Source organism: Streptomyces sp. NPDC017890 (genome assembly GCF_044328675.1).
Taxonomy (GTDB): domain Bacteria; phylum Actinomycetota; class Actinomycetes; order Streptomycetales; family Streptomycetaceae; genus Streptomyces.
In genome coordinates this window covers 1-26379 of the sequence record NZ_JBIRHU010000015.1, presented here as the reverse complement: position 1 = coordinate 26379, position 26379 = coordinate 1, and the positions used below count along the sequence as shown (strand labels likewise).

Annotated in this window: 17 protein-coding genes, 2 tRNA genes, 1 pseudogene and 1 riboswitch; of the genes and pseudogenes, 12 read left to right on the top strand and 8 right to left on the bottom strand. The window is 72.6% G+C overall.

The window, feature by feature from the left end; genetic code table 11:
• Positions 1-293 precede the first annotated feature (293 nt).
• The 3 genes from ACH4F2_RS20455 to ACH4F2_RS20445 all read left to right on the top strand — a co-directional run bounded on the left by ACH4F2_RS20455 (position 294) and on the right by ACH4F2_RS20445 (position 4404).
• Positions 294-2537 (top strand): DEAD/DEAH box helicase, encoded by a 2244-nt coding sequence (locus ACH4F2_RS20455; RefSeq protein ID WP_398134124.1) that lies wholly within the window; start codon positions 294-296, stop codon positions 2535-2537.
• A 152-nt stretch (positions 2538-2689) separates the two neighbouring features.
• On the top strand, positions 2690-4225 hold the full coding sequence (locus tag ACH4F2_RS20450; RefSeq protein WP_398134123.1) for an amino acid permease: 1536 nt from the start codon (positions 2690-2692) through the stop codon (positions 4223-4225).
• Between the two features lie 106 nt (positions 4226-4331).
• Positions 4332-4404, top strand: a tRNA-Lys gene (locus ACH4F2_RS20445).
• Positions 4405-4639: 235 nt separating this feature from the next.
• Here the strand turns inward: ACH4F2_RS20445 and ACH4F2_RS20440 are convergent.
• Both ACH4F2_RS20440 and ACH4F2_RS20435 read right to left on the bottom strand, forming a co-directional pair.
• The gene (locus ACH4F2_RS20440) at positions 4640-5902 is read right to left on the bottom strand and encodes a PP2C family protein-serine/threonine phosphatase (protein ID WP_398134122.1); all 1263 of its coding nucleotides are present in this window, start codon (positions 5900-5902) and stop codon (positions 4640-4642) included.
• Positions 5902-6714: an alpha/beta fold hydrolase gene (locus tag ACH4F2_RS20435; protein WP_398134121.1), complete on the bottom strand. Its 813-nt coding sequence runs from the start codon at positions 6712-6714 to the stop codon at positions 5902-5904. Before ACH4F2_RS20435 ends, ACH4F2_RS20440 begins: the two co-directional genes overlap by 1 nt.
• Before the next feature lie 186 nt (positions 6715-6900).
• Here ACH4F2_RS20435 and ACH4F2_RS20430 point away from each other — a divergent pair, with 186 nt between their 5' ends.
• The 5 genes and pseudogenes from ACH4F2_RS20430 (at position 6901) to ACH4F2_RS20410 (ending at position 11181) form a co-directional block, all read left to right on the top strand.
• Positions 6901-7035 (top strand): hypothetical protein, encoded by a 135-nt coding sequence (locus ACH4F2_RS20430; RefSeq protein WP_398134120.1) that lies wholly within the window; start codon positions 6901-6903, stop codon positions 7033-7035.
• Positions 7036-7079: 44 nt separating this feature from the next.
• Positions 7080-8207: pseudogene (locus ACH4F2_RS20425) on the top strand (dihydrofolate reductase family protein); the annotation flags it as partial.
• A gap of 70 nt (positions 8208-8277) precedes the next feature.
• Positions 8278-8351: transfer RNA gene (locus ACH4F2_RS20420), tRNA-Met, on the top strand.
• Positions 8352-8546: 195 nt separating this feature from the next.
• Complete coding sequence (locus ACH4F2_RS20415) at positions 8547-9737, top strand: PP2C family protein-serine/threonine phosphatase (protein WP_398134119.1); 1191 nt, start codon at positions 8547-8549, stop codon at positions 9735-9737.
• Positions 9738-9981: 244 nt separating this feature from the next.
• A riboswitch (cyclic di-AMP (ydaO/yuaA leader) is annotated at positions 9982-10138 on the top strand.
• A gap of 11 nt (positions 10139-10149) precedes the next feature.
• The gene (locus ACH4F2_RS20410; protein WP_398134118.1) at positions 10150-11181 is read left to right on the top strand and encodes a M23 family metallopeptidase; all 1032 of its coding nucleotides are present in this window, start codon (positions 10150-10152) and stop codon (positions 11179-11181) included.
• Between the two features lie 132 nt (positions 11182-11313).
• On the opposite strand, the gene ACH4F2_RS20405 is transcribed toward ACH4F2_RS20410, so the two are convergent.
• The 4 genes from ACH4F2_RS20405 to ACH4F2_RS20390 all read right to left on the bottom strand — a co-directional run bounded on the left by ACH4F2_RS20405 (position 11314) and on the right by ACH4F2_RS20390 (position 16500).
• Complete coding sequence (locus ACH4F2_RS20405) at positions 11314-12654, bottom strand: PrsW family intramembrane metalloprotease (protein WP_398134117.1); 1341 nt, start codon at positions 12652-12654, stop codon at positions 11314-11316.
• Between the two features lie 10 nt (positions 12655-12664).
• Positions 12665-13504 (bottom strand): tRNA (guanosine(46)-N7)-methyltransferase TrmB, encoded by an 840-nt coding sequence (gene trmB, locus ACH4F2_RS20400; RefSeq protein ID WP_398134116.1) that lies wholly within the window; start codon positions 13502-13504, stop codon positions 12665-12667.
• 233 nt (positions 13505-13737) lie between these two features.
• Positions 13738-14994, bottom strand: a complete 1257-nt coding sequence (gene lhgO, locus ACH4F2_RS20395) for an L-2-hydroxyglutarate oxidase (RefSeq protein ID WP_398134115.1) — start codon at positions 14992-14994, stop codon at positions 13738-13740.
• 75 nt (positions 14995-15069) lie between these two features.
• The gene (locus ACH4F2_RS20390) at positions 15070-16500 is read right to left on the bottom strand and encodes an MFS transporter (RefSeq protein ID WP_398134114.1); all 1431 of its coding nucleotides are present in this window, start codon (positions 16498-16500) and stop codon (positions 15070-15072) included.
• A gap of 692 nt (positions 16501-17192) precedes the next feature.
• Here ACH4F2_RS20390 and ACH4F2_RS20385 point away from each other — a divergent pair.
• Positions 17193-19316, top strand: coding sequence for an asparagine synthase-related protein (locus tag ACH4F2_RS20385; protein ID WP_398134113.1), 2124 nt, complete (start codon positions 17193-17195; stop codon positions 19314-19316).
• Between the two features lie 212 nt (positions 19317-19528).
• On the opposite strand, the gene ACH4F2_RS20380 is transcribed toward ACH4F2_RS20385, so the two are convergent.
• Positions 19529-20350 carry a TetR/AcrR family transcriptional regulator gene (locus ACH4F2_RS20380; protein WP_398134112.1) on the bottom strand — a complete coding sequence of 274 codons (822 nt, stop codon included), beginning with the start codon at positions 20348-20350 and terminating at the stop codon, positions 19529-19531.
• Positions 20351-20724: 374 nt separating this feature from the next.
• On the opposite strand from ACH4F2_RS20380, the gene ACH4F2_RS20375 reads away from it, so the two are divergent.
• Positions 20725-22098, top strand: a complete 1374-nt coding sequence (locus tag ACH4F2_RS20375) for an NAD(P)/FAD-dependent oxidoreductase (protein WP_398134111.1) — start codon at positions 20725-20727, stop codon at positions 22096-22098.
• Positions 22099-22287: 189 nt separating this feature from the next.
• Positions 22288-23946 (top strand): SpoIIE family protein phosphatase, encoded by a 1659-nt coding sequence (locus tag ACH4F2_RS20370; protein ID WP_398134110.1) that lies wholly within the window; start codon positions 22288-22290, stop codon positions 23944-23946.
• A 68-nt stretch (positions 23947-24014) separates the two neighbouring features.
• Here ACH4F2_RS20370 and ACH4F2_RS20365 read toward each other — a convergent pair whose 3' ends face one another.
• Complete coding sequence (locus ACH4F2_RS20365) at positions 24015-25292, bottom strand: MFS transporter (RefSeq protein WP_398134275.1); 1278 nt, start codon at positions 25290-25292, stop codon at positions 24015-24017.
• A gap of 136 nt (positions 25293-25428) precedes the next feature.
• Here ACH4F2_RS20365 and ACH4F2_RS20360 point away from each other — a divergent pair, with 136 nt between their 5' ends.
• Positions 25429-25977, top strand: a complete 549-nt coding sequence (locus tag ACH4F2_RS20360; RefSeq protein WP_398134109.1) for a MarR family winged helix-turn-helix transcriptional regulator — start codon at positions 25429-25431, stop codon at positions 25975-25977.
• Positions 25978-26379: the final 402 nt, after the last annotated feature.

Sequence of the window (26379 nt, the reverse complement as noted above, 5' to 3'; positions counted from 1 at the left end):
CGCGCCGGTGTGCAGCGGAGGGGTGGCGCGGGGGCGTCCGCGTCGGCCGGCGCATGGGCCGACAGCCCGGCTGAGCTGGGCATGTGCTATCCGGTTTGCCTTAGGGGGTGGGGGGTGCGTATGGTGGTAGATCGTTTGATCCCATTTGCCCGGCGCCACCGCAGAGCGCGCCGTGTGGCGCGTACTCTCCTTTGCCGTGGTGGACCGCATCGAGGCGGTCGTATTGCGAATCGCGATTCACGGAGTTGACGGGCGCGTGCCGACTGAGAGACTCCGGAAGGTTTCGCATTCGCATGTCCATCATCAGTACTGATCACGTCGTCGTGTCCGAGAACGACGACACCCCCGACATCACCGAGACGGTCGAGGAGACCGGGACGGAGGCCGTCGAGGCCGCCCCCGAGGTCACCTTCGCCTCGCTCGGTCTGCCCGAGGGCGTCGTGCGCAAGCTCGCGCAGAACGGCGTGACCACCCCCTTCCCGATCCAGGCCGCGACCATCCCGGACGCCCTGGCCGGCAAGGACATCCTCGGCCGGGGCCGCACCGGCTCCGGCAAGACCCTCTCCTTCGGTCTGCCGACCCTGGCCACGCTGGCCGGCGGCCGCACCGAGAAGCACAAGCCGCGCGCCGTCATCCTGACGCCGACCCGTGAGCTGGCCATGCAGGTGGCCGACGCGCTGCAGCCGTACGGGGACGTCCTCGGGCTGAAGATGAAGGTCGTGTGCGGCGGCACCTCCATGGGCAACCAGATCTACGCACTGGAGCGCGGCGTCGACGTCCTCGTCGCCACCCCGGGCCGTCTGCGCGACATCATCAAGCGTGGCGCCTGCTCCCTGGAGAACGTCGAGATCGCCGTCCTCGACGAGGCCGACCAGATGTCCGACCTGGGCTTCATGCCCGAGGTCACCGAGCTCCTCGACCAGGTGCCCGCGGGCGGTCAGCGGATGCTGTTCTCCGCGACCATGGAGAACGAGATCAAGACCCTCGTCGACCGGTACCTGAAGGATCCGGTCAGCCACGAGGTCGACGCCGCCCAGGGCGCCGTGACGACCATGTCGCACCACATCCTGGTCGTGAAGCCCAAGGACAAGGCGCCGGTCACCGCGGCCATCGCCTCCCGCAAGGGCCGCACCATCATCTTCGTCCGCACCCAGCTGGGCGCCGACCGCGTCGCCGAGCAGCTGCGCGACGCCGGAGCGAAGGCCGACGCGCTGCACGGCGGCATGACCCAGGGCGCGCGTACGCGCACGCTGGCCGACTTCAAGGACGGGTACGTCAACGTCCTGGTCGCCACCGACGTCGCCGCCCGCGGTATCCACGTCGACGGCATCGACCTGGTCCTGAACGTGGACCCGGCCGGCGACCACAAGGACTACCTGCACCGCGCCGGCCGTACGGCGCGCGCCGGCCGTACCGGCACGGTCGTCTCCCTGTCCCTGCCGCACCAGCGGCGTCAGATCTTCCGGCTGATGGAGGACGCGGGCGTCGACGCCACGCGCCACATCATCCAGGGCGGCGCGGCCTTCGAGCCGGAGGTCGCCGAGATCACCGGCGCCCGGTCGATGACCGAGGTCCAGGCCGAGTCCGCGGGCAACGCGGCGCAGCAGGCCGAGCGCGAGGTCGCCCAGCTCAACAAGGAGCTGGAGCGGGCCCAGCGCCGTGCCACCGAGCTGCGCGAGGAGGCCGACCGCCTGGTCGCCAGGGTCGCGCGGGAGCGCGGCGAGGACCCGGAGGCGGTGCTGGCCGAGGTGGCCGCCGCCGCGTCCGAGGCGGACGCCGAGGTCTCACTGCCCGAGCAGCCGGGCGCGCGGGACGTGGAGAAGACCGAGCGGAGCGAGCGCAGCGGCGGCAACGGCCGGGACCGTTTCGCCGACCGGGACCGTTCCTTCGAGCGTCGTGACGACCGGGGCGGCGACCGTGGTGGTCGTTCGTTCGAGCGTCGTGACGACCGTGGCGGGCGTTCGTTCGAGCGTCGTGACGACCGGGGTGGTGACCGTGGTGGTCGTTCGTTCGAGCGTCGTGACGACCGCGGTGGCCGTTCCTTCGAGCGTCGTGACGACCGCGGCGGCGACCGTGGCGGCTTCCGCCGGGACGACCGTGGCGGGCGTTCGTTCGAGCGTCGTGACGACCGGGGTGGTGACCGTGGTGGTCGTTCGTTCGAGCGTCGTGACGACCGCGGCGGCGACCGTGGCGGCTTCCGCCGGGACGACCGTGGTGGGCGACCCTTCGAGCGCCGGGACGACCGCCGTGACGACCGTCGGGACGACCGCGGCGGCGACCGTGGCGGCTTCCGCCGGGACGACCGCGGCGACCGTGGCGGCGACCGCGGTGGACACCGTGGCAGCGACCGTCCGTTCAACCGTGACCGTCAGGGCGACCGCCCCGGCAGCGACCGTCCGTTCAACCGCGACCGCCAGGGCGACCGCCCCGGCTTCCGCTCCGGCGGCCACGACCGCCCGTACGGCCGTCGGGACGACCACCGCGGTTCCTCCTTCGGCCGCCGTGACGACAAGCCGCGCTGGAAGCGCAACGGCTGACGGCTGAACAGCTGAACAGCTGAACGTCTGACGCGCCGTGGCCTCCGCCCCACCGGGTGGAGGCCACGGCGTTTTGTTTCCCGGACCCCCGAACTGCTTCCCGGCCGTGAAGTGACGCATGTCACGTCTCCCGCAGGGGAATTGCTGGGGGCATGACAGATGACGCCAAGGTGAGTGGGCTGTCGGACGAGGAACGGCTGGCCCAGCTCGGCTACACCCAGGTTCTGGCCCGCCGCATGTCGGCGTTCTCCAACTACGCGGTCTCCTTCACGATCATCTCGGTCCTGTCCGGCTGCATGACCCTCTACCTGTTCGGCATGGACACGGGCGGCCCCGCCGTCATCACGTGGGGCTGGGTCGCCGTCGGTCTGATGACCCTCTTCGTCGGCCTGGCGATGGCCGAGATCTGCTCGGCGTACCCGACGTCGGCGGGCCTGTACTTCTGGGCGCACCGCCTCGCGCCGCCCCGTACGGCGGCCGCCTGGGCGTGGTTCACGGGCTGGTTCAACGTGCTGGGCCAGGTCGCGGTGACCGCCGGCATCGATTTCGGCGCCGCATCCTTCCTGGGCGCCTACCTGAACCTCCAGTTCGGCTTCGAGGTGACCCCCGGCCGCACGATCCTCCTCTTCGCGGCCATCCTCGTCCTCCACGGCCTGCTCAACACGTTCGGTGTCCGCATCGTCGGCCTCCTGAACAGCGTCAGCGTCTGGTGGCACGTCATCGGCGTCGCGCTCATCGTCGGCGCGCTGACCTTCGCGCCCGACCGGCACCAGTCGGCGTCCTTCGTCTTCGGCGAGTTCGTCAACAACACCGGCTGGGGCAGCGGCGTCTACGTCGTCCTCATCGGTCTCCTCATGGCCCAGTACACCTTCACCGGCTACGACGCCTCCGCCCACATGACCGAGGAGACGCAGGACGCGTCGACGGCCGGCCCGAAGGGCATCGTCCGCTCGATCTGGACCTCCTGGATCGCCGGCTTCGTCCTCCTCCTCGGCTTCACCTTCGCCATCCAGTCCTACGAGGGCGCCCTCACGTCCCCCACCGGCGCGCCGCCCGCACAGATCCTGCTCGACGCGCTGGGCGCGACCGCGGGCAAGCTGCTCCTCCTCGTCGTCATCGGGGCGCAGCTGTTCTGCGGGATGGCGTCGGTCACGGCCAACAGCCGCATGATCTACGCCTTCTCCCGCGACGGCGCGCTGCCCTGCTCGCACGTCTGGCACACGGTGAACCCGCGCACCCGCACGCCGGTCGCGGCGGTCTGGCTGGCGGCGCTTTCCGCGCTGGTCCTCGGCCTGCCGTACCTGATCAACGAAACGGCGTACGCGGCCGTCACCTCCATCGCGGTCATCGGCCTCTACATCGCGTACGTCATCCCGACCCTGCTGCGCGTCCGCAAGGGCGCCGCCTTCGAACGCGGGCCGTGGCACCTGGGCCGCTGGTCGCAGGTGGTGGGTGTGGTGGCGGTGACATGGGTCGGCGTCATCACCGTCCTGTTCATGCTGCCGCAGGTCTCCCCGGTCACCCGGGAGACCTTCAACTACGCACCGGTCGCCGTCCTGGTCGTCCTCGGCTCCGCCGCGACCTGGTGGTTCGCCTCGGCCCGCCACTGGTTCCTCAACCCCGACCACGAACGCACCCGGGCCCGCGTCGCCGCCCGAGCGAGCGCCCCCGAGCCGGTGGATCCGTAACCGCCGCCTCCCCGCCCCCGCCGACGCGGCCGTGACCCCGATACCCGATCGGCCTCCCGGCCGCGTCGGGCTATGCTCGGTGTGGCAACATCACGCAACAACCCCTGGGCCCTTAGCTCAATTGGCAGAGCAGTGGACTTTTAATCCATTGGTTGTGGGTTCGAGTCCCACAGGGCCTACCGGTGGCGGGCAGAGGCAAACGGCCTCTGACCTGCTCCGCAGCGCCTCGACCGGCCTCCGCCGGGCGGGGCGCTGCGGCGTTCGGGCGCTGCTGCGCGCGTTGCGCGAGCGGATGGGCCGCGCCTGCGGCCGTGGCGTCGGAGGCGGCGTACCCGGCGGCTCGCCGACGAGACCGGGCCCGGCAGCTCGCCGAAGGGCCCGCCGGCGGTGGTGCGGATGCCCAGGGTCAGCGGGTCACCGCTGCTCCTCACCGGGGGGCCGGGGAACGTTGATGGCCAGGACGGCGGTGTCGTCGTCCACGCCGCTGCCGAGACTGTCGAGCAGGGCGCTCAGGGCCTGGACCACGCCCGAGGCGGTGGTGGGGGCCAGTGACCGCGTGAAGTCGAGGAGCGCTTCGTCGCCGTAACGGACGCCGGCCTGGGCGGTGTGGGCTTCGGTGAGGCCGTCGGTGTAGAGCAGCAGTGTGTCGCCGGCGGTCAGGCGGATCGTGGTGGTGGCGATCTCGGCTTCCGGCAGGACGCCGATGAGCTGGCCGCCGGGCGTGGGCAGGTAGTCGGCGGTGCCGTCGGCACGCAGGAGGACGGCCGGCGGATGGCCGCCGCTGGCCAGGGTGAGGTGGAAGGCGCCCTCGTCGCCGGCGGGGGCGAGCAGCCCGAAGATCACGGTGCAGAAGCGTGGGTCGTCGCCGGTGTACTCGTGGTTCAGGACGGTGTTGAGGTTGCCGAGCACGGCGGCGGGACTGGGGTCGTAGACGGCGGCGGCGCGCAGGGTGTAGCGGGCCAGGGAGGTGATCGCGGCGGCGGCGGCCCCCTTGCCGCACACATCACCGAGGAACAGGCCCCAGGAGCCGTGGGCCAGGGGGAACAGGTCGTAGAAGTCGCCGCCGACCTCGTCGACGGAGGCGACGTGGTAGTGGGCGGCGACGTCCAGACCGGGCACGTCGTCCAGGGCCGGGGGCAGCAGTGTCCGTTGCAGCGTGGTCGCCAGGGTCCTGAGGCGGTCGCGTTCGCGGTCCGCTTCCTGCCGGGCGCGCAGCAGCTCGGCCTCGTAGGCACGCCGGTCGCGGGCGTCCACGACGGTGGTGCGGATCAGCAGCGGCTGCCCGTCGCCGCCGGTCTTCACGGCGGAGGTCACCAGGACCGGCAGACGGGAGCCGTCGGCGGCCTTCAGCTCGAGTGCGATGCCGCTGACCTCGCCCTGCATGGACAGCAGCGGCGCGAAGTGGGTCTCGTGGTAGAGCTTGCCGCCCACGGTGAGCAGGTCGGAGAAGCGCATGCGCCCGACCAGGTCGCCGCGTCGGTAACCGAGCCAGTCCAGCAGGGTCCTGTTGACCTTGGCGATCCGTCCGTCCAGCGCCGTGGACAGATATCCGCAGGGCGCGTTCTCGTACAGGTCCTCTGCGCTGTCCTCCAGCAGCGCGGAGAACGACGCCTGCGCGCCGTCCGCGTCGGCGCCCGCGCCCCCCTCGTGATGACGTCCGTCGTCGGCCCCGCACATCACCGGGTGGTTCCGGCGGCGAACGAGGCGATGGCCGCGGCGGTCGCCTCGGGAGCGCTCAGCTGCGGACAGTGCCCCGTGGCGGGCAGGGTGACCAGCTCGCTTCCCCCGATCCGGGCGTGCACGAAGGCACCGACCTCCGGCGGGGCGATCGCGTCGCTGGAGCACTGCGCGACCAGGGTGGGGACCGTGACCGCGTCGAGGTCGCCGCGGTTGTCGGACAGGAACGTGGTCCGGGCGAAGACACGGGCCATCCCCGGGTCGGTGCGGCAGAAGCTGTTGGTGAGCTCCTGTCCCAGCTCCGGGCGCTCGGGGTTGCCCATGATCACGGGGGCCATCGCCGCCGACCACCCCAGGTAGTTCGCCTCCAGCGACTCCAGGAGCTCGTCGATGTCCCCGGGGCTGAAGCCGCCCCGGTATCCGGCGGCCGGGTCGTCGATGTAGCACGGCGAGGGGGTCAGCAGGACCAGGCCGGCGAAGCGCTCCGGCTCCCGTGCGGCGGCCAGCACGCCCATCATCGCGCTCACCGAGTGCCCCACGAAGACCACCGGGCCCAGAGCCAGCTCACGGCAGATCTGCAGCACGTCCTCCGCGTAGCCGTCGAGTTCGGCGTAGCGCCGCTCGTCCCAGGCCGCCGGATCCGAGCGGCCCGCCCCCACGTGGTCGAAGAGGACCACCCGGAAGTCGCGCTCCAGTGTGGGCACCACCAGGCGCCACATGTTCTGGTCGCATCCGAACCCGTGCGCGAGCATCACCACCGGTCCGTCCGCCCGGCCCGTCACTGTCACGTGGTTCCTGGCTCGTACGTCCATACGGCCCAGTCTTGCACCAGCGGCCTCCGGCCGCTCCGCTCCGAGCTGCCGGTCCGGCCGTTCGACGGACCGGATCCGTCTTCGCCGGCCCCGTCAGTCGGCGGCCCCGTCCTCGTTCTCGGGGCCCGGCAGCTCGCCGCAGGACTGGACGTACTCCGCTCCGCCCGCCGGCTGCTGGACGACCCCGTGTCCCCGAACGCCGAGGTCCGCTGCTCGGCGATCCGGCTGAGCGAGTGCCTCGCCGACGCGCTGCGGGTCGCGGAGTCCCGCGGGCGGCGCCGGCAAGGGGCGGATGCCGAGGCCGATGACGGCTCGCCGTAGCGGTGGCATTGGAGGTTTTGCCGCGGGGGTGGTGGAGTACGACCATGCCCCTCCCCTACGTCCTCCTCTCCGCCGCCGTCTCCCTCGACGGCTACCTGGACGACACCGGCCCCGACCGGCTGCTGCTCTCCTCCCCGGCCGACTTCGACCGGGTCGACGAGGTGCGGGCGTCCGTCGACGCGGTGCTGGTCGGGGCAGGCACGATCCGGGCCGACGACCCGCGGCTGCTGGTGAACTCCGCCGAGCGGCGGGCGGCCCGGACCGCTGCCGGTAAGGCGGAGTACCCGCTCAAGGTCACGGTCAGTGCCACCGGCGAGCTGGACCCGGCGGCGCGGCTGTGGCACACCGGCGGGGAGAAGGTGCTCCTGACCACGGACGACGGCGCCCGGCGGGCCCGCGCGCTGGGGATCGCCGCCGACATCGTGCCGCTCGGCGGCACCCTCGACTGGCGCGCCGCGCTGGAGTACCTGCACGACCGGCGCGGTGTGCGGCGGCTCATGGTGGAGGGCGGCGGGAGAGTCCACACCCAACTGCTGCAACAGGAACTCGCCGACGAGCTGCAACTCGTCCTCGCCCCGCTGTTCGTGGGGGACCCGGACGCGCCCCGGCTGTTCGGTCCGGGCGCCTACCAGGGCGGGCGGCTGCGGCTGGTGGAGTCGCGGCGCATCGAGGACGTGGTGCTGACGCGGTACCTGCCCACCGCGCCCGGCACCGGCGACCGCGTCGCCGCCGCCGACCGGCACTGGCTGGCGCTCGCCTGCGAGCTGGCGGAGCTGTGCCCACCGTCCGGGACGGCGTTCAGCGTGGGGGCGGTCGTGGTCGCCGCCGACGGGACCGAGCTGGCGCGCGGGCACTCGCGGGAGGGGGAGGACCCCGTCGTGCACGCCGAGGAGGCCGCGCTCGCGAAGACCGGCCCCGGCGATCCGCGGCTCGCGACCGCCACCGTGTACAGCAGCCTGGAGCCCTGCGCCCGCCGCGCCTCCCGGCCCGCGCCGTGCGCCCGGCTGATCCTCGACGCCGGGGTGCGCCGTGTGGTCACGGCCTGGCGGGAGCCGGACACCTTCGTGCCGGGGGCCGACGGCAGCGGGGTGCTCGCGGCCGGGGGCGCCACCGTCGTCGTACTGCCGGAGTACGAGGGGCGCGCGAAGGCACCGAACCGCCATCTGGAGGGGCAGCGGGAGAGGCGGGGAGATACGGATGTGCATTCCACCCCCGGGATGAAGTACAGTAAAGACACAACGACGCGGGGTGGAGCAGCTCGGTAGCTCGCTGGGCTCATAACCCAGAGGTCGCAGGTTCAAATCCTGTCCCCGCTACTGAAGACCGAAGGCCGGAATCCATGAGGATTCCGGCCTTCGGTGCGTTCGCGTTCGCGACACATGCACCCGCTCCGTCACCCGTCCGGCCCCCACGGCTCGCCCCCCGCCCCCGCTCCGGGAAATCTGGAGGACGGGACGGCAAGCGGCGCAGACGTGCGGGGTGGCGGGAGACGAGTGGTGCGGCCAGGTGACGTGGACGACGAGGGGGCGTACGCCAGGGCCGGCGGCCGGCTCCCCGGCGACCCCGTGCCGGACCCGGGGCTCGGCGGCGGTGCGGAACTCGTGCCGTCGGCCGAGGGGCCACCGCGGCGGTGGCGGACCTCGTACGGGCGGACCTTCGTACGCCTGCTCCCCGTGCTGCTGATCGTCGTCGCCATCCTGTACGACCTCTTCACCCCGAGGTACTTCACCGCAGGCCCCCTCTACACGGCCGCGCCCCTGGTGGCCGCCCCGATCTACTCACGGCGCGGCACGGCGCTCACCGGTGTCGCCGTGGTCGCCGCCGTCGTCGGGCTGCAACTGAGCAAGGGCGTCATCCACTACGTCGACTCCCTCACCGAGCTGATCACCATCGCGACGGTCGCCGTGCTCGCCGTCCTCGTGAACGGCTTCGTCCGCCGCACCGGCGAGCGCCTCGTCTCCGTGCGCGAGATCGCCGAGGCCGCCCAGCGCGCCGTACTGCCCGAGCCCGCCGAACGGATCGGCGGCTTCGAGATCGCCGCCTGCTACGAGGCCGCACAGGCCGACGCCTTCATCGGCGGCGACCTCTACGCCGTACAGGACAGCGCGCGCGGTATCCGGCTCATCGTCGGGGACGTGCGCGGCAAGGGCATGGGCGCGGTGGGCGCCGTCGCCGTCGTGATCGGCGCCTTCCGGGAGGCCGCCGAGCAGGAGGCGACGCTGGAGGCGGTGGCGCAGCGGCTGGAGCGGGCGTTGGCCCGCGAGGGGTCCCGCCGGGACGGACTGGACGCCTTCGAGGGATTCACCACCGCCGTACTCGCCGAACTCCCGCACGGTGACGGGGTCGTCCGCATCGTCAACCGCGGCCATCCGCCGCCCCTGCTGCTGTACGCCGACGGCACCCTGCGCCCGCTGTCCGCCCGGGAGTCGGCGCTGCCGCTCGGCATGGGCGAACTCGGCGTGTGGCCCGACCGCGCGGAGGAGGCCGAATTCCCCGGCGGGGCCACGCTGCTGCTGTACACCGACGGAGTGTCCGAAGCCCGTGACACCCAGGGCGAGTTCTACGACCCGTACACGCGGCTGGCCGGCTGCGTCTTCCGGCATCCGGCGGAACTGCTCGGCACCCTCGCCGACGACGTGCGCCGGCACTCCGGGGGCGGCATGGCCGACGACATGGCACTGCTCGCCGTACGACGACCCTAGACCGAAGTCACCGGGCGTGACGGATCGACCGCCCTCCGCATAACAACTGACACACCATCAGAAAGTTGTGGCCAGAGGGGGAATACTGAGACGGGGTCAACTCGCCCCGCTTTGGCCTTCTGTGAGGCGTACATCCCGGCCGGATTCGTTAATGATCAAGAGGAACCGCTTGGTATCCGAGCCTCGCGTCTATTAACGTTCGATAACGCAGCGCGGTCGTCCCAGCCGTCACAGAAGGCGGCTCCGTGCGCACGCGCCGAATCCCGCAAGGGAACCGGGGAACCACCACATTGGGGTGAATCGGGCGTATGACGCCGTGGAGACACGGCGGATATACGCGCGTAGGAGACCTTCCTGCTCCGAACCCGTCAGCTAACCCGGTAGGCGAAAGGAAGGAAAGGAGTACGCCCACGTGGCGTCCAACCGGCCTGCCCCCGAGGCCCCGTTCGTGCCGAACCAGCACGACACCGACACCTTCGGCTACGACGGCCACCGCGCCGAAGAGGGCCCCTGGGAGGAGTGGAATCCCACCGCGGAATCCATCCGTCCCGTACGCGGCCGGCACCGCGTCGCCAAGCAGCGCGGCGGACTCGCCCGCAGCTCCACCGTCCTCGGCGTCGGTGTCATAGCCGCAGTCGGCGCCGGCGGCATGGCCACCGCGCAGACCGGCAAGCCGCCGGTGTCGATCTCCATGCCGGACATGCCGAACGTCGGCTCGCTCATCTCCGACGACGAGGAGCCGGAACCCGAGGGTTCCGCCACCCCGCTCAGCGGCATCGCCACGGTCTCCGCCGACACCTCCGAGGACACCGGCGACGCCGGTGAGACGCTGCGGGCCCGGATCATGGCGCAGGCCGAGCAGCAGCAGGCCCAGGTGGAGAGCAAGGCCGCCGCCGAAGCCGCCGCCGCGGCCGAGAAGAAGGCCGCGGAAGCCGCCGCCGAGGCGGAGAAGGAGGCCCAGGCCAAGGCCGCCGCCGCCAAGAAGAAGGCGGAGGAGGAGGCCGCGAAGAAGGCCGAGGCCGAGCGGCTCGCGAAGCTGGCCAGGCAGTACACCCTGCCGACCTCCTCCTACACGATCTCCTCCAGCTTCGGCCAGGCCGGCGCCTACTGGTCCTCCGGCTACCACACCGGACTGGACTTCGCCGCCCCCACGGGCACGCTGCTCAAGGCGGTCCACAGCGGCACCATCACGTCGGCCGGCTACGACGGGTCGTACGGCTACAAGACCGTGCTCACCCTCGACGACGGCACCGAGATCTGGTACGCCCACCAGTCCTCCATCAGCGTCAGCGTCGGCCAGAAGGTCGCCACCGGTGACGTCATCGGTCGCGTCGGCGCCACGGGCAACGTCACCGGCGCCCACCTCCACATGGAGGTCCACACGGCCGACGGCGGCGGCATCGACCCGATGGCGTGGCTGCAGAGCAAGGGCCTCACTCCCTGAGTCCGAGCCTCGCCTCTCGCGTGAGTCCGGGCGTCGCCTCCCGCGCCGCCCGTCCCACCCGTCCCCTCTGATCCGCGCTGATACCCGCTGATCCTGCTGGTCCCCGGCGGTCCTGACGGCAACCCCCCGACGTCAGGGCTGCCGGTTCGCCGGTTCGTACGGGCTGTACGAGGCGTACGCGGCCGGTGCGGGGTACGGCGCCGGGGCCGTCGCGGGGTGGCCGGGCCCGTACGGACCGTGCGAGTACGCCCAGGGCTGTACGGCCACCGGCACGGGCGGTGCCGTGGCCCGGGCCGAGTGGTCCAGGGCCGGACGCGCCACGCCGCGCCGGTGCCACAGGGCGTCGAGCAGTTCCCGCTCCCGTACGGCGAAGTCGGCGCCCGCCCTGCCCCGGCGAGCCCGCTGCCGCAGGAACGCCAGCGAGGTCGCGTACGCCTCGTACCGCGCCACCTCCCGCGCCGCCTCCTTCCCGGCGTGCCGGTGTGCGTGCCGCCGGGCGATGCGGCGGGCGCGCATCGAGCCGAGCGCGTACGGTTCGGCCGGCCCCAGCCATCCGGCCATCACGTACACGGGCAGTTCGGCCCGTACGGTGCCCAGTTCACGCTGCCGGGTCCAGATCACCAGCCAGGTCAGCAGGCCGAAGGAGGGTGCCATGAACCCCCCGTACACGGCGAGGAAGCCGTACTCGCCGAACGAGGCCGAGCCGTTCCACAGCGCGTGCATGCCCATCGCGAGCAGCAGACCGGCCAGGGGGAGCAGGGCCCGGCGCAGGCGGTGACGGTCCGCCCGGAGCGCGGCGAGGCCGAAACCGATGCCGGTGAGCACGGTGAAGAGCGGGTGGGCGAACGGCGACATCACGATGCGGACGAAGAAGGTCGCCGCGGTGACGGAGGCGATGCCGCTGTCGCCGGTGATCTGGTCGGTGCCGAAGGCGTTGCCCAGGTAGAGGATGTTCTCGGTGAAGGCGAAGCCGGTGGCGGTGACCCCGGAGACGACCACGCCGTCGACGATGCCGGTGAAGTGACGCCTGCGGAAGAGGAAGACCAGGAGGACTGCGGCGGCCTTGGCGGACTCCTCGACGACCGGGGCTATGACCGTGGCGCCCAGGGTGTCCGCGCCGGCCGGGTCGGCGGTGGCCGTCGCTATCCACCGCGTCGCGAAGCTGTTCGCGACGATCGCTATCAGCGCCGCCGCGCAGGCACCCCAGGCGAAGCAGAACAGCAGGTTCCGCCAGGGCCCGGGTTCGACCCGGTCCAGCCAGCGGAACGCGGCCACGAGCAGTGGCACGGGCAGCACCGCGAGACCGAGCCCCACCAGGAACCCCTGCGTACCGGTCTGTTCGCGCACCAGGGCCAGGATCACCAGGCCGGCCAGCGCGAGCAGCGTCACCAGTGCGCCGTAACGGACCCAGGTGCGCTGCCACCAGTGCGGAGACGTATGCGGACGCGTCGGATACGGAGGACTGGTGGCCACGGCATGGACCCTAACCGGTGGGGGGCTGCTCCTTGTGCTGTACGCGGTGGAAGAGCAAGTCGTTCACCACATGACCCTTGTCCAGTCCCTGGCCCTCGAAACGGGTCAGTGGCCGGTGGGCGGGACGCGGCGCGAAACCGCCGTCCGGCACGGTGTTCTCGAAGTCGGGGTGCGCGGTGAGGACCTCGAGCATCTGCTCCGCGTACGGCTCCCAGTCGGTGGCGCAGTGCACGAAGGCCCCGGGGGCGAGCCGGGTCGCGGCCAGGGTCAGGAACTCCGGCTGGATCAGGCGGCGCTTGTGGTGCCGCTTCTTGGGCCAGGGGTCGGGGAAGTAGACGCGCAGCCCGGCGAGCGAGTCGGGGGCGAGCATCTCGCGCAGGAGGATGATCGCGTCGCCGTTGGCCACCCGGATGTTGGGCAGCTCGTCCCGTTCCGCGAGACCGAGCAGGTTGCCCTGGCCGGGGGTGTGGACGTCCACGGCGAGGATGTTGGTGTCCTGGTCGGCGGCGGCCATCTGGGCGGTGGCCTCGCCCATGCCGAAGCCGATCTCCAGGACGACGGGGCGGGTGTTGCCGAACAGCTCACCGAGGTCGATGACCCGCTGCCCGTCGATGTCCAGACCCCACACGGGCCACAGCCGCTGCAGGGCGTCCGCCTGCCCGGCGGTCACCCGGCTCCGCCGGGGCTGGAAACTCCGGATCCGCCGCTCGAAGTGCGAACCGGCGGGATCGGCCATCGGCCCGTCGGGGAACCGGGGCTCACCCTTGGCGCGGGTGTGCCGGACGGAGGCGCCGGCGTGCGGTGCGGCGGGCTGGGGGGCGGCTTCGGGGGCGCGGTGGAAGTCAGACACAGTGCCTCAATTTTACGGCCACCGATCCGCGTGGCCGCGGGCAGTCGTGGCGCCCTGGTGCTTCCCCAGCCCTCACCAGTGCCTTCGCCCAGCGTCTCCCCTCCCCGTGCTGGACGGCCTGGAAGGCGTCCCGTCGGCGTCCCGGCGTCGGCGGCGCGTCCCCTCCCGCCCGCACTCATGCCGGGCGACCGGACGACTCCGTACGAGCTCACACCGTCGCACCGCCCGCCCGGTCACGCCCCCTCCAGCATCGCCAGCGCCCGCCGCCCCACCTCCCGCCCGATCGGCAGCGACGCCGTCGCCGCGGGCGAGGGCGCGTTCAGGACGTGCACGGCGTGGGCGCCCTCGCGGATCAGGAAGTCGTCCACCAGCGTCCCGTCCGCCAGCACCGCCTGCGCCCGCACCCCCGCGGGCGCCGCCACCAGGTCCCCCTCCGTCACCCCGGGCAGCAGGCTGCGTACGGCGCTGGTGAACGCCCCCTTGGACAGTGACCGCCGCAGCTCGCCCGCCCCGTACCTCCAGTGCCGCCGGGCTATCCGCCAGGATCCCGGCCAGGTCAGCGTCCCGCCCAGCTCGCGGGGCCGGACCACGCCCCACCCGTACCCCTCCCGGGCCAGCGCCGGCACCGCGTTGGGGCCGACGTGGACGCTCCCGTCGATGCCGCGGGTCAGATGCACGCCGAGGAACGGGAACGCCGGGTCCGGCACCGGATACACCAGTCCCCGCACCAGCTCCGGCCGCGCCAGCTCGTAGTACTCGCCCCGGAAGGGGACGATCCGCATGCCGGGCTCGTCCCCCGTCATGCGGGCGATCCCGTCGCAGTGCAGCCCGGCGCAGTTGACCAGGACCCGGGCGCGGAGCACGTACCCGGAGCGGGTGCGGACGGCGACCCCGAGGCCCGGGCGGCGGTCGATGTGCCGCACCTCGGCGCCGTAGCGGATCTCCGCGCCCGAGGCGCGGGCCAGCTGCCGGGCGACGGCGTTGTAGTCGCAGATGCCGGTCGTGCCGACGTGTATGGCGGCGAGGCCGCGCACCTCGGGCTCGTACTCCGGGATCTGGGCGGCGCCCAGCTCGCGGACCGGTATGCCGTTCTCCCGGCCGCGCTGCACGAGGGCGTGCAGGCGGGGCAGCTCGGCGCGGTCGGTGGCGACGATCAGCTTGCCGGTGACGGCGTGAGGGATGCCGTACTCGGCGCAGAACTTGACCATCTCCGCCGCGCCGCGCACCGCGTAGCGGGCCTTGAGGGAGCCCGGGCGGTAGTAGACGCCGCTGTGGATGACGCCGCTGTTGCGGCCCGTCTGGTGCCGGGCCGGCCCCGGCTCCTTCTCCAGCACCGTCACCCGGGTGCCCGGCGCGGCCCGCGTGATCGCGTACGCCGTCGACAGGCCGACGATCCCGCCGCCGATCACCAGCACGTCGCAGTCGTACGCGACGCCGTGCGCGATCCCGCGCGTGATGCTGTGCGCGGCCCCGGTCCGCACTCTGTCCATCTCCGGCCCACCTCCCGGTTTCGATAGTGCACTGCGCCACTGACAATGCCTTCAAACCCGGGAGGCGGCGGTGGATCAGGCTGTGGCCGTGGTCATCAGCAGCGGCCGGGCGCGCTCGCGCAACTCGACCACGCGTGGTTCGTCACCGTACGGCTCGAGGCGGTGGAGGAGGTCCTTGACGTACTCGGTGGTGCGGGCCGAGGAGATGCGGCCGGCCACCTCGACCGCCCGCACGCCCTGCTCGCAGGCCGCGTCCAGGTTGCCCGACTCCAGCTCGGCCACGGCCGAGACGACGAGCCTGAGGCCGTGCGAGCGTACGAACTCCTCCGTCGGCTTCGACAGGGCCTGCTCGGTGAAGCGGCGGACCTGGCGTGGTGCCTTCAGGTCGCGGTAGCACTCGGCCGCGTCGGCGGCGAACCGGTCGTAGGAGTAGAAACCCAGCCACGTCGGGTCGTTGTCGCCGGGGCGGGCGCGTTCCAGCCAGCTCTCGGCGGCCTTCAGGGCCGCGCCGGCCGCCGGCGCGTCGTTCGCGCGCGCGTGGGCGCGGGCCTCGACCAGGCGGAAGAAGCTCATGGTGCGGGCCGTGGCCAAACCCCGGTTGCGTTCCAGCGCGGCCTGGGCGAGGTCCACGCCCTCGTCGCCGAAGCCGCGGTAGGTGGCCTGGAGGGACATGGAGGCGAGCACGTAGCCGCCCAGGGGGACGTCGGCCGCCGCGCGGGCCAGGCGCAGGGCCTGGATGTAGTACCGCTGGGCCGCCTCCTGCTGGCCGGTGTCGAAGGCCATCCAGCCGGCCAGGCGGGTCAGTTCGGCCGAGGCACCGAACAGGGCGCGGCCGACCTCGTCGGAGTAGGAGCCGAGGAGCAGGGGGGCCGCCTCGACGCGTAAGCACTCGGGGACCATCGACGAACGCCAGTCGCCGCCACCGTACTTGGAGTCCCAGCGCCGGGCGTCCTCGGCGGCCTCCCGCAACTTCTGCACATCGCTGTGGCCGACTTTGAGCGGTGCGCCGGAGCCCTCGGCCGGGCTCGCGTCACGTGCCACCGAGCTGTCGGCCGGGGTTATCAGCCATCGCGAGGCGGGCGTTGCGTATGCGCTCACTGCGAACGAGCCGGCCAGCGACTGCCAGATGCCACCGGCGCCGGACCGGCGGCCGGCGAGGTCGAGACGGTACAGCTCGGTGGCGGACCTGACCGCCTGGCCGACGTCCCGGGGGAAGGCGAGGCCCACCTCGGGGGCGGGATCCGCGTCCGCCAGGCCGATCTCGTGGAGCGGCACCGGGCGGCCGAGCTTCTGGCCGATGGCGGCGGCGATGAGGTGCGGCGCCGCACCCTGCGGCACCATGCCCTTCGACACCCAGCGTGCCACCGACGTCTTGTCGTAGCGAAGAGTCAACCCGCGTTGGGCGCCGAGGTCGTTGACGCGCCGGGCGAGTCCTGCGTTGCTGATTCCCGCGAGGGCGAGAACGGTGCCGAGCTTTTCGTTCGGCCCGCGTAGCTCCCTGGACATGCGCCACCCCTCGACACAGACGGCTGCCGCGCTGGCATAACCATGCGGCATTCGTAAACCCAGCGTAGTTCGCCGGATCCCATGCGTTAAGAGGCATTGTTCCGGATGGCGGGATTGTGGTCCGTACTGAAGTGCGGTGCCTGCACGGTGTGTTGCCGCGTGCTCCCGGTGTGTGGCCGTGCGCCCGGCCGTGCGCTCTTCTCCGGCCACACCGGGAGCGGTTCCATGGGCGATGCGTGGGTCGGCCCGCTGTACTGGGTCCAGTGGGCTGGGGGACGCCGCCGCCTACATCCCCGCGGGCGGCGGACGGGTCCGGGGGGCGTACCTCGTCCCCCGGACCGCGCACCGCCGGCCGGGGCGCACAGCCTGTACGGAGCGTGTTCGACCGTGTTCGCGTGACGCCGATTTGGCTGAAAATCGACCCGGGTGTTTCCGGGGTGCCACCGCCCTCACCACGGGAGTTGAGGGCGCGTTGGGTAGCCAAAGAGCGCGTTGCTGGGGCGCATTCGCGTCGTCTTCGCGCCCTCCGGCAGGAACCGGCAGGGGAGTCGGCGTCCTCGCGTGAGTTCCCGCGGGGGCGCATTTCCGGGAGCACTTGCGGCTCCGCCGATGCTCTGAGGCATGCCCTTCATGGCAGCATGGGGAACCAGTTCGTACGGTGCACTGGTTGTCCCCAGCCTGTGGAGGCGTCGATGCGGTGGTTGGTGGGGTGGAGCAGCACCGCCGTGGGCGCCGTGGGCATGGCCGGGGCGGGCGGCTCCGCGGGGGCCACCGGGTACGACGGTGAGACCGTGCAGCCCGTGGGCTCCCAGCTGTTGTGGGGCGATCCCGACCCTCTGTGGGCGGTCGGCGACTGGCGCCCCGACGAGGTGCGCGTCGTCTCGGCCGACCCGCAGACGAGGATCGCCGTCCTCGGCATCTGCGGCGCGAGCGACGAGCAGCTGCGCGTCGGACTGTTCGCCGCGCGGGGCGGCGCCCTGCGCCACCTGACCGCGTGGCCCGGCAGCTACACGGCCGTCGTCCAGGTGGGACGGCGGATCACCGTCTGCGGTGACCTCGCGGGCGCGCGGCCGGTCTTCCACACCCCCTGGGCGGGCGGCACGGCCTACGCGACGGCCGCGCTGCCCCTGGCCGACCTCATCGAGGCCAACCTCGACTTCGGACATCTCGCCGCGCTGCTCGCCGCGCCCGACGTGCCGGCCGCGCTGGACGAATCCACCCCGTACGACGGAGTGAAGCGCATTCCGCCGGGGCATGCGCTGATCCTGCGCGCCGGGGCGCGCGAGATCGCCGGGTACGAGCCGGTGGCCTCACTCGCCGTCGCGGCGCCGCCGGCCGACCCCGACCGCGCGGTGGACGGCGTGCGGGACGCCCTGGTGGAGGCGGTGCGCACGCGTCTCGCCGCGCCCCGGCACGTCCCCGGGGACGGCATCGACCCCGGCCCGGTCCCGGGCATGGGACCCGCGGAACGACGCGCCGCGCGCGGGATGCCGGTCCCCGGCATCGGCGCCGACCTGTCCGGCGGCCCGGCCTCGGGAACGCTGGCCCTGCTGGCCGCCGGGCTGCCGGGAACGCCGGGGACCGTGCTCGGGCACGGCTCCGGGGCGGGGGAGCGGCTGCTGGCCGTCACCTTCAACGACCTCGCCGTCGGCGGGCAGGAGGCCGAGCTGGAGCGGGCGGGGGCCCTCGCGGCCAACCCACGGCTGCACCACGTGGTGGTCACCGGCGGCGAGGAGATGCTCCCGTACGCCGCGCTGGACGGGCCGCTGACGGACGAACCGGGCTCGTTCCTGGTCGCGTCGGCACGGCACCGGGCGCGGCTGGCCGCGGGCAGCGCGGACCACTTCGCCGGCTACGGGGCGCGGCAGGTGCTGGACGCCCATCCGGCGCGGCTGGCCGACCTGCTGATGGACCGCAAGCGCCGCCACCTCGTGCGGCCGGTCGCCGCGCTGGCCAAGGCCGACGGGTCGGTGCTGGTCCCCGCGCGCGTGTACGCGGCGGCCCGGCGCCTGGCGCGTACGCCGTACCGCACCGGGCTCGAGGTGCTGTCCGAACGGCTGCTGCGCCGGCGCTTCGACACGCCGGGCGACGGTGCCATGGAGGCATCGCTCGCCGTACTGTCCTGGGCCGGGCCGGGGCCGGCGGCGCGGTGGCTGACCGGAGAGGCACTGGCCGAAGTATCGGTTCGTCTGCAGACGTCCTCCCAGCGGTCCGGGGTCGGACCGGGGCAGCGTCCCGGTGACTTCCGCGCGCGTGCGGCACTGGCCCGCCGGGCGGCGGACGTGCGGGTGCTGGAGCAGGCCGCCGAGATCCGCTTCCAGCGGCTGCACACACCCTTCCTCGACAACCAGGTCGTCCGCGCCTGCCGCGCGCTGCCGGAGGCGCTGCGGGTGCAGCCGGGGGCGCGGGCGTCGATCCTGCGGACGGTGCTGGAGGGCTCGGGGGTGAGCGACCTGCCGAGCGGCTGGGGGGCGCCCACCCAGGGGCTGGCGGCTTCCGCCGCGCGGACGGGGCTGCGGGTCGCCGCGGACTCCCTGCTGGGCCTCTTCGACACGCCGCTGCTCGCTCAGGCGGGGCTCGTGGAGGCGCGGGTCGTGCGCAAGGCGGTGCGCGCGGCGGCCGCGGGCGAGGCGCTGCCCCTGGACGGGCTGGCCGACCTCGTCTCCCTCGAACTGTGGCTCCGACGCCTCCTCGCCCGCCGAGGCACCTGCTGGACCGGCACCCCGGCCCGCCAGCGCGCGGTACCCGCGGGCATCACGCCGCAGCGGGGCGCGCTGGGCGGTGCGGGAGCGGGGGCGGTCGTGCGGCGGGTCTGACCCGCCGCCTCTCCTCCCCGAACACCGGGTTGGCGTGCCGTGCCGTGCCGTGCAGTGCCGTGCAGTGCCGTGCCGTACCGGCTTTCGGCCGAGCCACCTCGGCGGCGCCCAGCACCCATCCGCGACAGCAGCCTCCCGCCCGGCGGGCGCGAGCCGGACGCGGGGAGTGGCGGAGGTCCGGCACGCCCCGCCCACCCGACGGCGCCACGCTCCTACGCCGGGCGCGACCGCAGGCCCTCCAGCAGGATGTCCAGCAGCCGGGCCGAGGCAGCCGCCTGCTGTGCCGCGTCCGGCAGTGCGGGCGCGGCCGTGGCTATCACCAGCAGCACGTCCGCCACCGACACGTCCGGCCGCAGCTCACCCGCCGACCGTGCCCGCTCCACGAGCCGGCCCACGACGTCCAGCAGCTCCGCCGCCCCGTCGTCGCCCTCCACGGGAACCACCCCGCCGATCGGCCCGCCGAGCGACGAACCCGCCCGCGCGGACCCCTCGGACACCAGCCGCAGCTCGCCGGAGCCCGGCTGTATCCGCTGCTGCGGCACCCGCGGCTCACCGGCCACGGCGCCGCCGGCACCACTGGCGCCGCCGTCACCGTCGTCGGACACCCCGACCCGCAGCACCTGCGGAGGCAGCAGCCGCCCGGCGCCCGAGGCCACCGACGTCCGCAGGAAGCGCGACAGGGCCGACCACGGCTCGTCCTCCTGCCCGAGGGCCGTCCGCGCCTGGTCGGTCAGCCGGGCCGTCTCCTCCTCGGCTATCCGCCGGACCAGTACGTCCTTGCTCGGAAAGCGCCGGTACACCGTGCCGACACCGACCCGCGCGCGCCGCGCCACGTCCTCCATCGGCGCGCCGTACCCCAGCTCCCCGAACACCTCGCGTGCCGCGCGCAGCACGTGCTCCAGATTGCGCTGGGCGTCCACGCGCAAAGGCGCGGTCCGCGCTCCGTCCCCGCGTGCGCCGCCCGCCGCCGCACTCATCGCGCCACCGGGCGCGACAGTGGACGCGGACGACCAATGAGAGTCCTGAACATGCATAGACAATCCCCCGGTAATGACGTCTCCCCCCGGAGACACTCCCCGTCATCGAAAGCCGGAGTGCGAGGAACAGGCCCGGTTCTGCGGCCCGCCCGTCGCGGACCCGATGAGCACATCCCCTTACACCCCGTCGGAAAGAACATAGTTGAGCGAGGGTCAATTCAGAAGGGGCAGGTTCCGCACGGAGCAACCCCCGATCGGACCACGGATCATCCGTGCCCCGAATGCGCCGTCTTCCGCCTCCGCCTCCACCCCCGCTGACCTGCGCGACCGCACCGGATCACGGCCGTACGGACCACCCCGCGCCCCCGCGATCTCCGGTCACACAAATCGACGGGCCTGTGGACAAACGCAAGCGTCGGGTGCGTCATGGGATGGTGAAGGAACGTGCGCGCATTCTCGTTGTCGGCGGCGGCTACGTCGGGATGTACACGGCCCTGCGGCTGCAACGGAACCTCAAGGGCGAACTCCGGCGCGGCGAGGCCGAGATCATCGTCGTCACTCCCGACCCCTACATGACGTACCAGCCGTTCCTGCCCGAGGCGGCGGCCGGTTCCATCTCCCCGCGCCACGTCGTCGTACCGCTGCGCCGCGTCCTCGGCCAGTGCGACGTCGTCGTCGGTGAGGCGCGGTCCATCGACCACACGACGCGCACCGCCACCATCACCACCCTCGCCACCGACGAGGAGGGGACGGGCGCCCGCCGGCTGTCGTACGACGAACTCGTCCTCGCGCCCGGCTCGGTCTCCCGCACCCTGCCCGTCCCGGGCCTCGCCGACCACGGCGTCGGCTTCAAGACCGTCGAGGAGGCCATCGGCCTGCGCAACCACGTCCTCGAACAGATGGACATCGCCTCCTCCACACGCGATCCCGCCCTCCGCGACGCCGCCCTCACCTTCGTCTTCGTCGGCGGCGGCTACGCCGGCGTGGAGGCCCTCGGCGAGCTCGAGGACATGGCCCGCTACGCCACGCGGTACTACCACAACGTCACACCGGACGACATGAAGTGGATCCTCGTCGAGGCATCGGGCCGCGTCCTGCCCGAGGTCGGCGAGGACCTGGGCCGCTACACGGTCACCGAACTGCGCCGCCGCAACATCGACGTACGCCTGGGCACCCGCCTGGAGTCCTGCGAGGACCGCGTCGCCGCCCTGAGCGACGGCGCCCGCTTCCCCACCCGTACGGTCGTCTGGACCGCCGGTGTCAAACCCCACCCGATCCTCGCCGCCACCGGCCTCCCCCTCGACGACCGCGGCCGGCTCACCTGCACCCCCCACCTGTCCGTCGACGGCGCCGCGCACGCGTGGGCCGCGGGAGACGCCGCCGCCGTCCCCGACGTCACCGCCTCGGAACCCGGCCGGCAATGCGCCCCCAACGCCCAGCACGCCGTCCGACAGGCCAGGGTCCTCGGCGACAACATCGCGCACGCCCTGCGCGACGAGCCCCTCGACACGTACGCGCACGAACACGCCGGATCCGTCGCATCCCTCGGCTTCCACAAGGGCGTCGCACACGTGTACGGGCGCAAGCTGAAGGGCTACCCCGCGTGGTTCATGCACCGCGCCTACCACCTCAGCCGTGTGCCCACCGTCAACCGCAAAGCGCGCGTGCTGGCCGAATGGGCCCTGGCCGGGCTCTTCAAACGGGAGATCGTCTCCCTGGGTTCACTCGAACATCCGCGAGCGGAGTTCGAACTCGCGGCCGGTGGAAAGCCTTCTCAGGAACCACCGCGCAACCCGAAGGGGTAGTCCTGACCGGAGCCAGGAACTCCCCCGGCCGGTCCGGCGTCTGACGGATGTCGGCCCGGTCGGCACCCTGCCAGACTGGTCCACCACCGCGGGCGCGCCGCCGCTCGCTCCCGCGCGGCCCCCGGGGCCCCGGCCGTACCCGGCCCGTCCCGGCCCTGGGCCGCCGACAACTACACGAGGCAAAGATTCGTGAACTTCACGCGCTGGAGCGCCCGACTCCCCGGAACGCAGCGCCGCGCCGCAGCGCGGACCGACACGACCCTCTCCCCGGACCGGCGAGGAGACGGCTCCGTACCCGCCGCCCGCGCCGAACAGCTGACCGACGAAGCTCCGCCCGTCCCCGCCGTCGACGACCTCCCCGTGCGCGACGTCCTCGACCGCGTCCCGGCGCTCGTCGCCCTCGTCCACGGCCCCGACCACCGCCTCGCCTACGTCAACGACGCCTACGTCGCGGCATTCGGCATGCCCGACCTGGGCGAACGGGCCGGCGAGGCCCTCCCCGAGCTCGACGAACTCGGTCTCTTCCCGCTCCTCGACCAGGTCCAGCGCAGCGGCAGGCCCCGCACCCTCAAGTCCCGCAAGGCCCCCGACGGCCGCTCCTACACCTTCACCTGCACCCCGGTCACCGAGGGCGACAGCGGCGGCGGCCGGGGCGACCGCGGTGTCCTCGTGTTCGCGACCGACGTCACCGACCACGCCGAGGCCGCGGCCCGCCTGCGCGCGAGCGAGGGCCGCCAGCGCGAGACCGCCGTCACCCTCCAGCGCTCCCTGCTCCCGCAGGAACTGGAGGAACCCGACGACCTGCGCGTCGCCGCCACCTACCACCCCGGCGGCACCGAGGCCGCCGTCGGCGGCGACTGGTACGACGTGATCACCCTCGGCGGCGGCCGCACCGCCCTGGTCATCGGCGACGTCATGGGCCGAGGCGTCCGCGCGGCAGCGGTCATGGGCCAGCTCCGCACGGCGGTACGGGCCTACGCCCGCCTCGACCTCCCCCCGCACGAGGTGCTCCAGCTCCTCGACGGCCTCGCCACCGAGATCGACGCCAACCAGATCGCCACCTGCGTCTACGCCATCCACGACCCGAACGAGGGCCGGCTGGTGTACGCCTCCGCCGGGCACCTGCCCATCCTCGTCCGCGACGAGAACGGCACCGTCCAGCGAGCCGACGAACCCACCGGCCCCCCGCTCGGCACCGGCGGCTGGATGCACGCGTCCGGCTCGATCGCCCTGACCCCCGGCTCCACCGCCGTCCTCTACACCGACGGCCTGGTGGAACGCCGCAACGAGGACCTGGACGAGGGCATCGCCGCCCTGGAACGCGCCCTGTCCGGTGCCACCGGCAGCCCCCAGGTGATCTGCGACCGCCTGGTCCGCTCGGCGGGCGTCACCCCGGAGCACGACGACGACGTCGCCGTCCTGGTCCTCCAGCACCCCGCCCGCAAGGGCCCGCAGGCCGAGCTCTTCCGCAACGCCGCTCTGGAACTGCTCGGCGGCGTGGAAGCGGCCCCCCGCGCGCGTGCCTTCGCCTCCGGCGTCCTGACCAGCTGGCGTTTCCCCACCGACCTGCACGACCTGGGCGTCCTGGCCACCAGCGAACTGGTCGCCAACTCCCTTCAGCACGGCACACCCCCCATGCGCCTGCGCCTGCGCCGCACCGACCGCCGCCTGATCGTCGAGGTCACCGACGGCGACGACCACCTGCCCAGACGCCGCCGCGCGGAACCGGTGGACGAGTCCGGCCGGGGCATCGCCATCGTCGCGACGATCGCCTCCAACTGGGGGTCCAGACGCACCCCCGGGGGCGGCAAGGCGGTCTGGTGCGAGTTCCTCCTGCCGAAGCCGTGAGCCACGGGCGAGGGGTGCCGTGACGGGCGAACCCGTCACGGCACCCCTCATGCCTCATGCCTCAGGCCTCACGCTTCCGCGGCCGCCACCGCGTCGGCCGGCGCCCCGCCCTGCGTCACCACCCGGCTCCGGGCGAGCGACGGCTGGTTCTGTACGTCCGTGAGCTGCCGCCCCAGCCGCACCGCCAGCACCGTGATGCCCAGCGAGAACAACAGGAACGCCACGATGTACGGCGCGTGCAGCGAGGCCCCGAGCGGCCCGCCCACCGCCGGCCCGATCGCCAGCGCGAGCTGCTTCACCAGGGCGAAGGCCGAGTTGTACTGCCCGGCCAGCCCGGTCGGTGCCAGATCGGCCACCAACGGCGCCAGCGTCGGCGACAGCAGCGCCTCACCCAGCCCGAACAGCGCGTACGTCGAGATGAACGCGGCCGTCGCCATCGTCTGGCTGCCGTGTCCGAGCCCGGCGTACCCGGCCACCGCCCACGCGACGGCCCAGATCAGCCCCACGGCGGCGATCACACGCGACCGCCTCCGGCGCTCCACGAACTTCAGCACCGCGAACTGCGCGATCACGATCATCAGCGTGTTCGCCGCCAGCGCGGTCCCCAGCGCGGACGTGGAGATCCCGGCCGCCTCGACGCCGTACGCGCTCAGCCCCGACTCGAACTGTCCGTAGCAGGCGAAGAACAGCACGAAGCCCAGCACGCACAGCTGCACCATGGCCCGGTTGCCCAGCAGCTGCTTCCAGCTGTTGCCGGCGGCCTGCCCGGGCACCGCCGCCACGTGGGGCGCGTGAGGCGTGCGCACCGTCGCCATCACCACGACCAGCACCAGGAACATCGCCGCCTCGATCGCGAACAGCAGTGTGAAGGAGGAGGCGCTCGTGGTGTCGACCAGGTGACCGCCGATGAGCCCGCCGACGCCGAGCCCCAGGTTCTGCAGGAAGAACTGCGTCGCGAACGCCCGCGACCGCGTCTCCGTCGTCGAGCAGTCCACGATCATCGTCGCGAGCGCCGGCTGCATGACGGCCTGCCCCGCTCCCAGCGCGGCGGCGGACAGCAGCACGGTGGCGGCCGAGGCCGACAGCCCCAGGCTCAGCGCGCCGAGCGCGGCGGTGACCAGGGCGACGAGCAGCACCGGCAGCGGGCCCCGCCGGACGATGGCCCGACCGGCGAACGGCAGCACGATCAGCGCGGCCACGGCGAAGACGGCGAGCACGAGACCCGCCGTGACAGAACCGAGTCCCCGTACCTGCGCCACGTAGACGTACAGGTAGGGGACGGTGAAGCCGAGCCCGAACGCGCTGAGTCCGTTGCCCACATGGATCCGGCGCATCGCTGCGCCCATTGCCCTGGTCACGTTCACCCTCTCTGGGTCGATCGCTCCAGCCGTCGGAGCTGGAGACTTAGAAGCTAAAGTTCGAAGCTAAAGAGTACATAGCGAAGGACTTCAAGGCAAAGGAGTCTCGTGCCATACTGCGGCCATGGGCGACACCTCCGGCGCCGGCGAGCCGACACTCGAAGAACAGATCGCCGCCTACCAGCGCGAGTTCCAGGACCTCGACCCCCAGGTCGAGAAGATCGTCTCGGCGCTCTCCCGCCTCAACCGTCGTATGAACGTCGCGTACGGCCGGCAGACCGCCGAGCTCGGCATCAGCAACACCGACTGGGAGGTACTGAAGGCGCTCGTCCTCTCCGGCGCCCCGTACCGGCTGGGTCCGGGGGACCTCGCCAAGCGCCTCGGCCTGACCCCGGCCGCGATGACCCACCGCATCGACCGCATGGTGGGGGAGGGGCTCGTCACCCGGGACCGCGACGAGACCAACCGTGTCCGAGTCATCGTCGAGCTGACGGCGGAGGGACGGGAGAAGTGGCTGGAGGCCATGCGCCTCGCCACGGTCTTCGAGGAGGACCTGCTCCAGGACCTCTCCGCCGACGACCGGACCGCGCTGGGTGACGTCCTCACCCGCCTCCTGCGCAGGGTGGAGCACGCGCAGCCGGACGCCGGCGGCAGGCTCAGCGACCTCGATTAAAGATCTTGACAGGAGCGGTTGACAGCCCCCGGCTGGATCCGTAAGGTTCTTCGGGTTGCCACGGGGCCGTAACGGTTCTGCGGTAGCACCTCCCGCCGCAACAGCGGCACCAAACCACCAGCACGACCCCCTCAATGGGAACGGCTTCGGCGTGTCCGAATTCAATTCCGATTGAGGCTCGACGGCCCGGTCCACTCCGATTGGGAATCGCCGAGAAAGTCCGCTAAGGTTTGAGACGTCGGAACGGCCCAACAGCCGCGAAGACAACCCCCTCTGACGGGGAATCAGGGCCGAAAGGATCTGATAGAGTCGGAACCGCCGGAAAGGGAAACGCGAAAGCGAGAACCTGGAAAGCGCCGAGGAAATCGGATCGGAAAAGGATCTGATAGAGTCGGAAACGCA

What these genes read in the sequence shown, in the direction of transcription:
- ACH4F2_RS20455 (WP_398134124.1), top strand. Translation starts at nt 294, where the DNA reads ATGTCCATCATCAGTACTGATCACGTCGTCGTGTCCGAGAACGACGAC.
- ACH4F2_RS20450 (WP_398134123.1), top strand. Translation starts at nt 2,690, where the DNA reads ATGACAGATGACGCCAAGGTGAGTGGGCTGTCGGACGAGGAACGGCTG.
- ACH4F2_RS20440 (WP_398134122.1), bottom strand. Translation starts at nt 5,902, where the DNA reads ATGTGCGGGGCCGACGACGGACGTCATCACGAGGGGGGCGCGGGCGCC.
- ACH4F2_RS20435 (WP_398134121.1), bottom strand. Translation starts at nt 6,714, where the DNA reads ATGGACGTACGAGCCAGGAACCACGTGACAGTGACGGGCCGGGCGGAC.
- lhgO (WP_398134115.1), bottom strand. Translation starts at nt 14,994, where the DNA reads ATGGACAGAGTGCGGACCGGGGCCGCGCACAGCATCACGCGCGGGATC.
- ACH4F2_RS20390 (WP_398134114.1), bottom strand. Translation starts at nt 16,500, where the DNA reads ATGTCCAGGGAGCTACGCGGGCCGAACGAAAAGCTCGGCACCGTTCTC.
- ACH4F2_RS20385 (WP_398134113.1), top strand. Translation starts at nt 17,193, where the DNA reads ATGCGGTGGTTGGTGGGGTGGAGCAGCACCGCCGTGGGCGCCGTGGGC.
- ACH4F2_RS20380 (WP_398134112.1), bottom strand. Translation starts at nt 20,350, where the DNA reads ATGCATGTTCAGGACTCTCATTGGTCGTCCGCGTCCACTGTCGCGCCC.
- ACH4F2_RS20375 (WP_398134111.1), top strand. Translation starts at nt 20,725, where the DNA reads ATGGTGAAGGAACGTGCGCGCATTCTCGTTGTCGGCGGCGGCTACGTC.
- ACH4F2_RS20365 (WP_398134275.1), bottom strand. Translation starts at nt 25,292, where the DNA reads ATGGGCGCAGCGATGCGCCGGATCCATGTGGGCAACGGACTCAGCGCG.
- ACH4F2_RS20360 (WP_398134109.1), top strand. Translation starts at nt 25,429, where the DNA reads ATGGGCGACACCTCCGGCGCCGGCGAGCCGACACTCGAAGAACAGATC.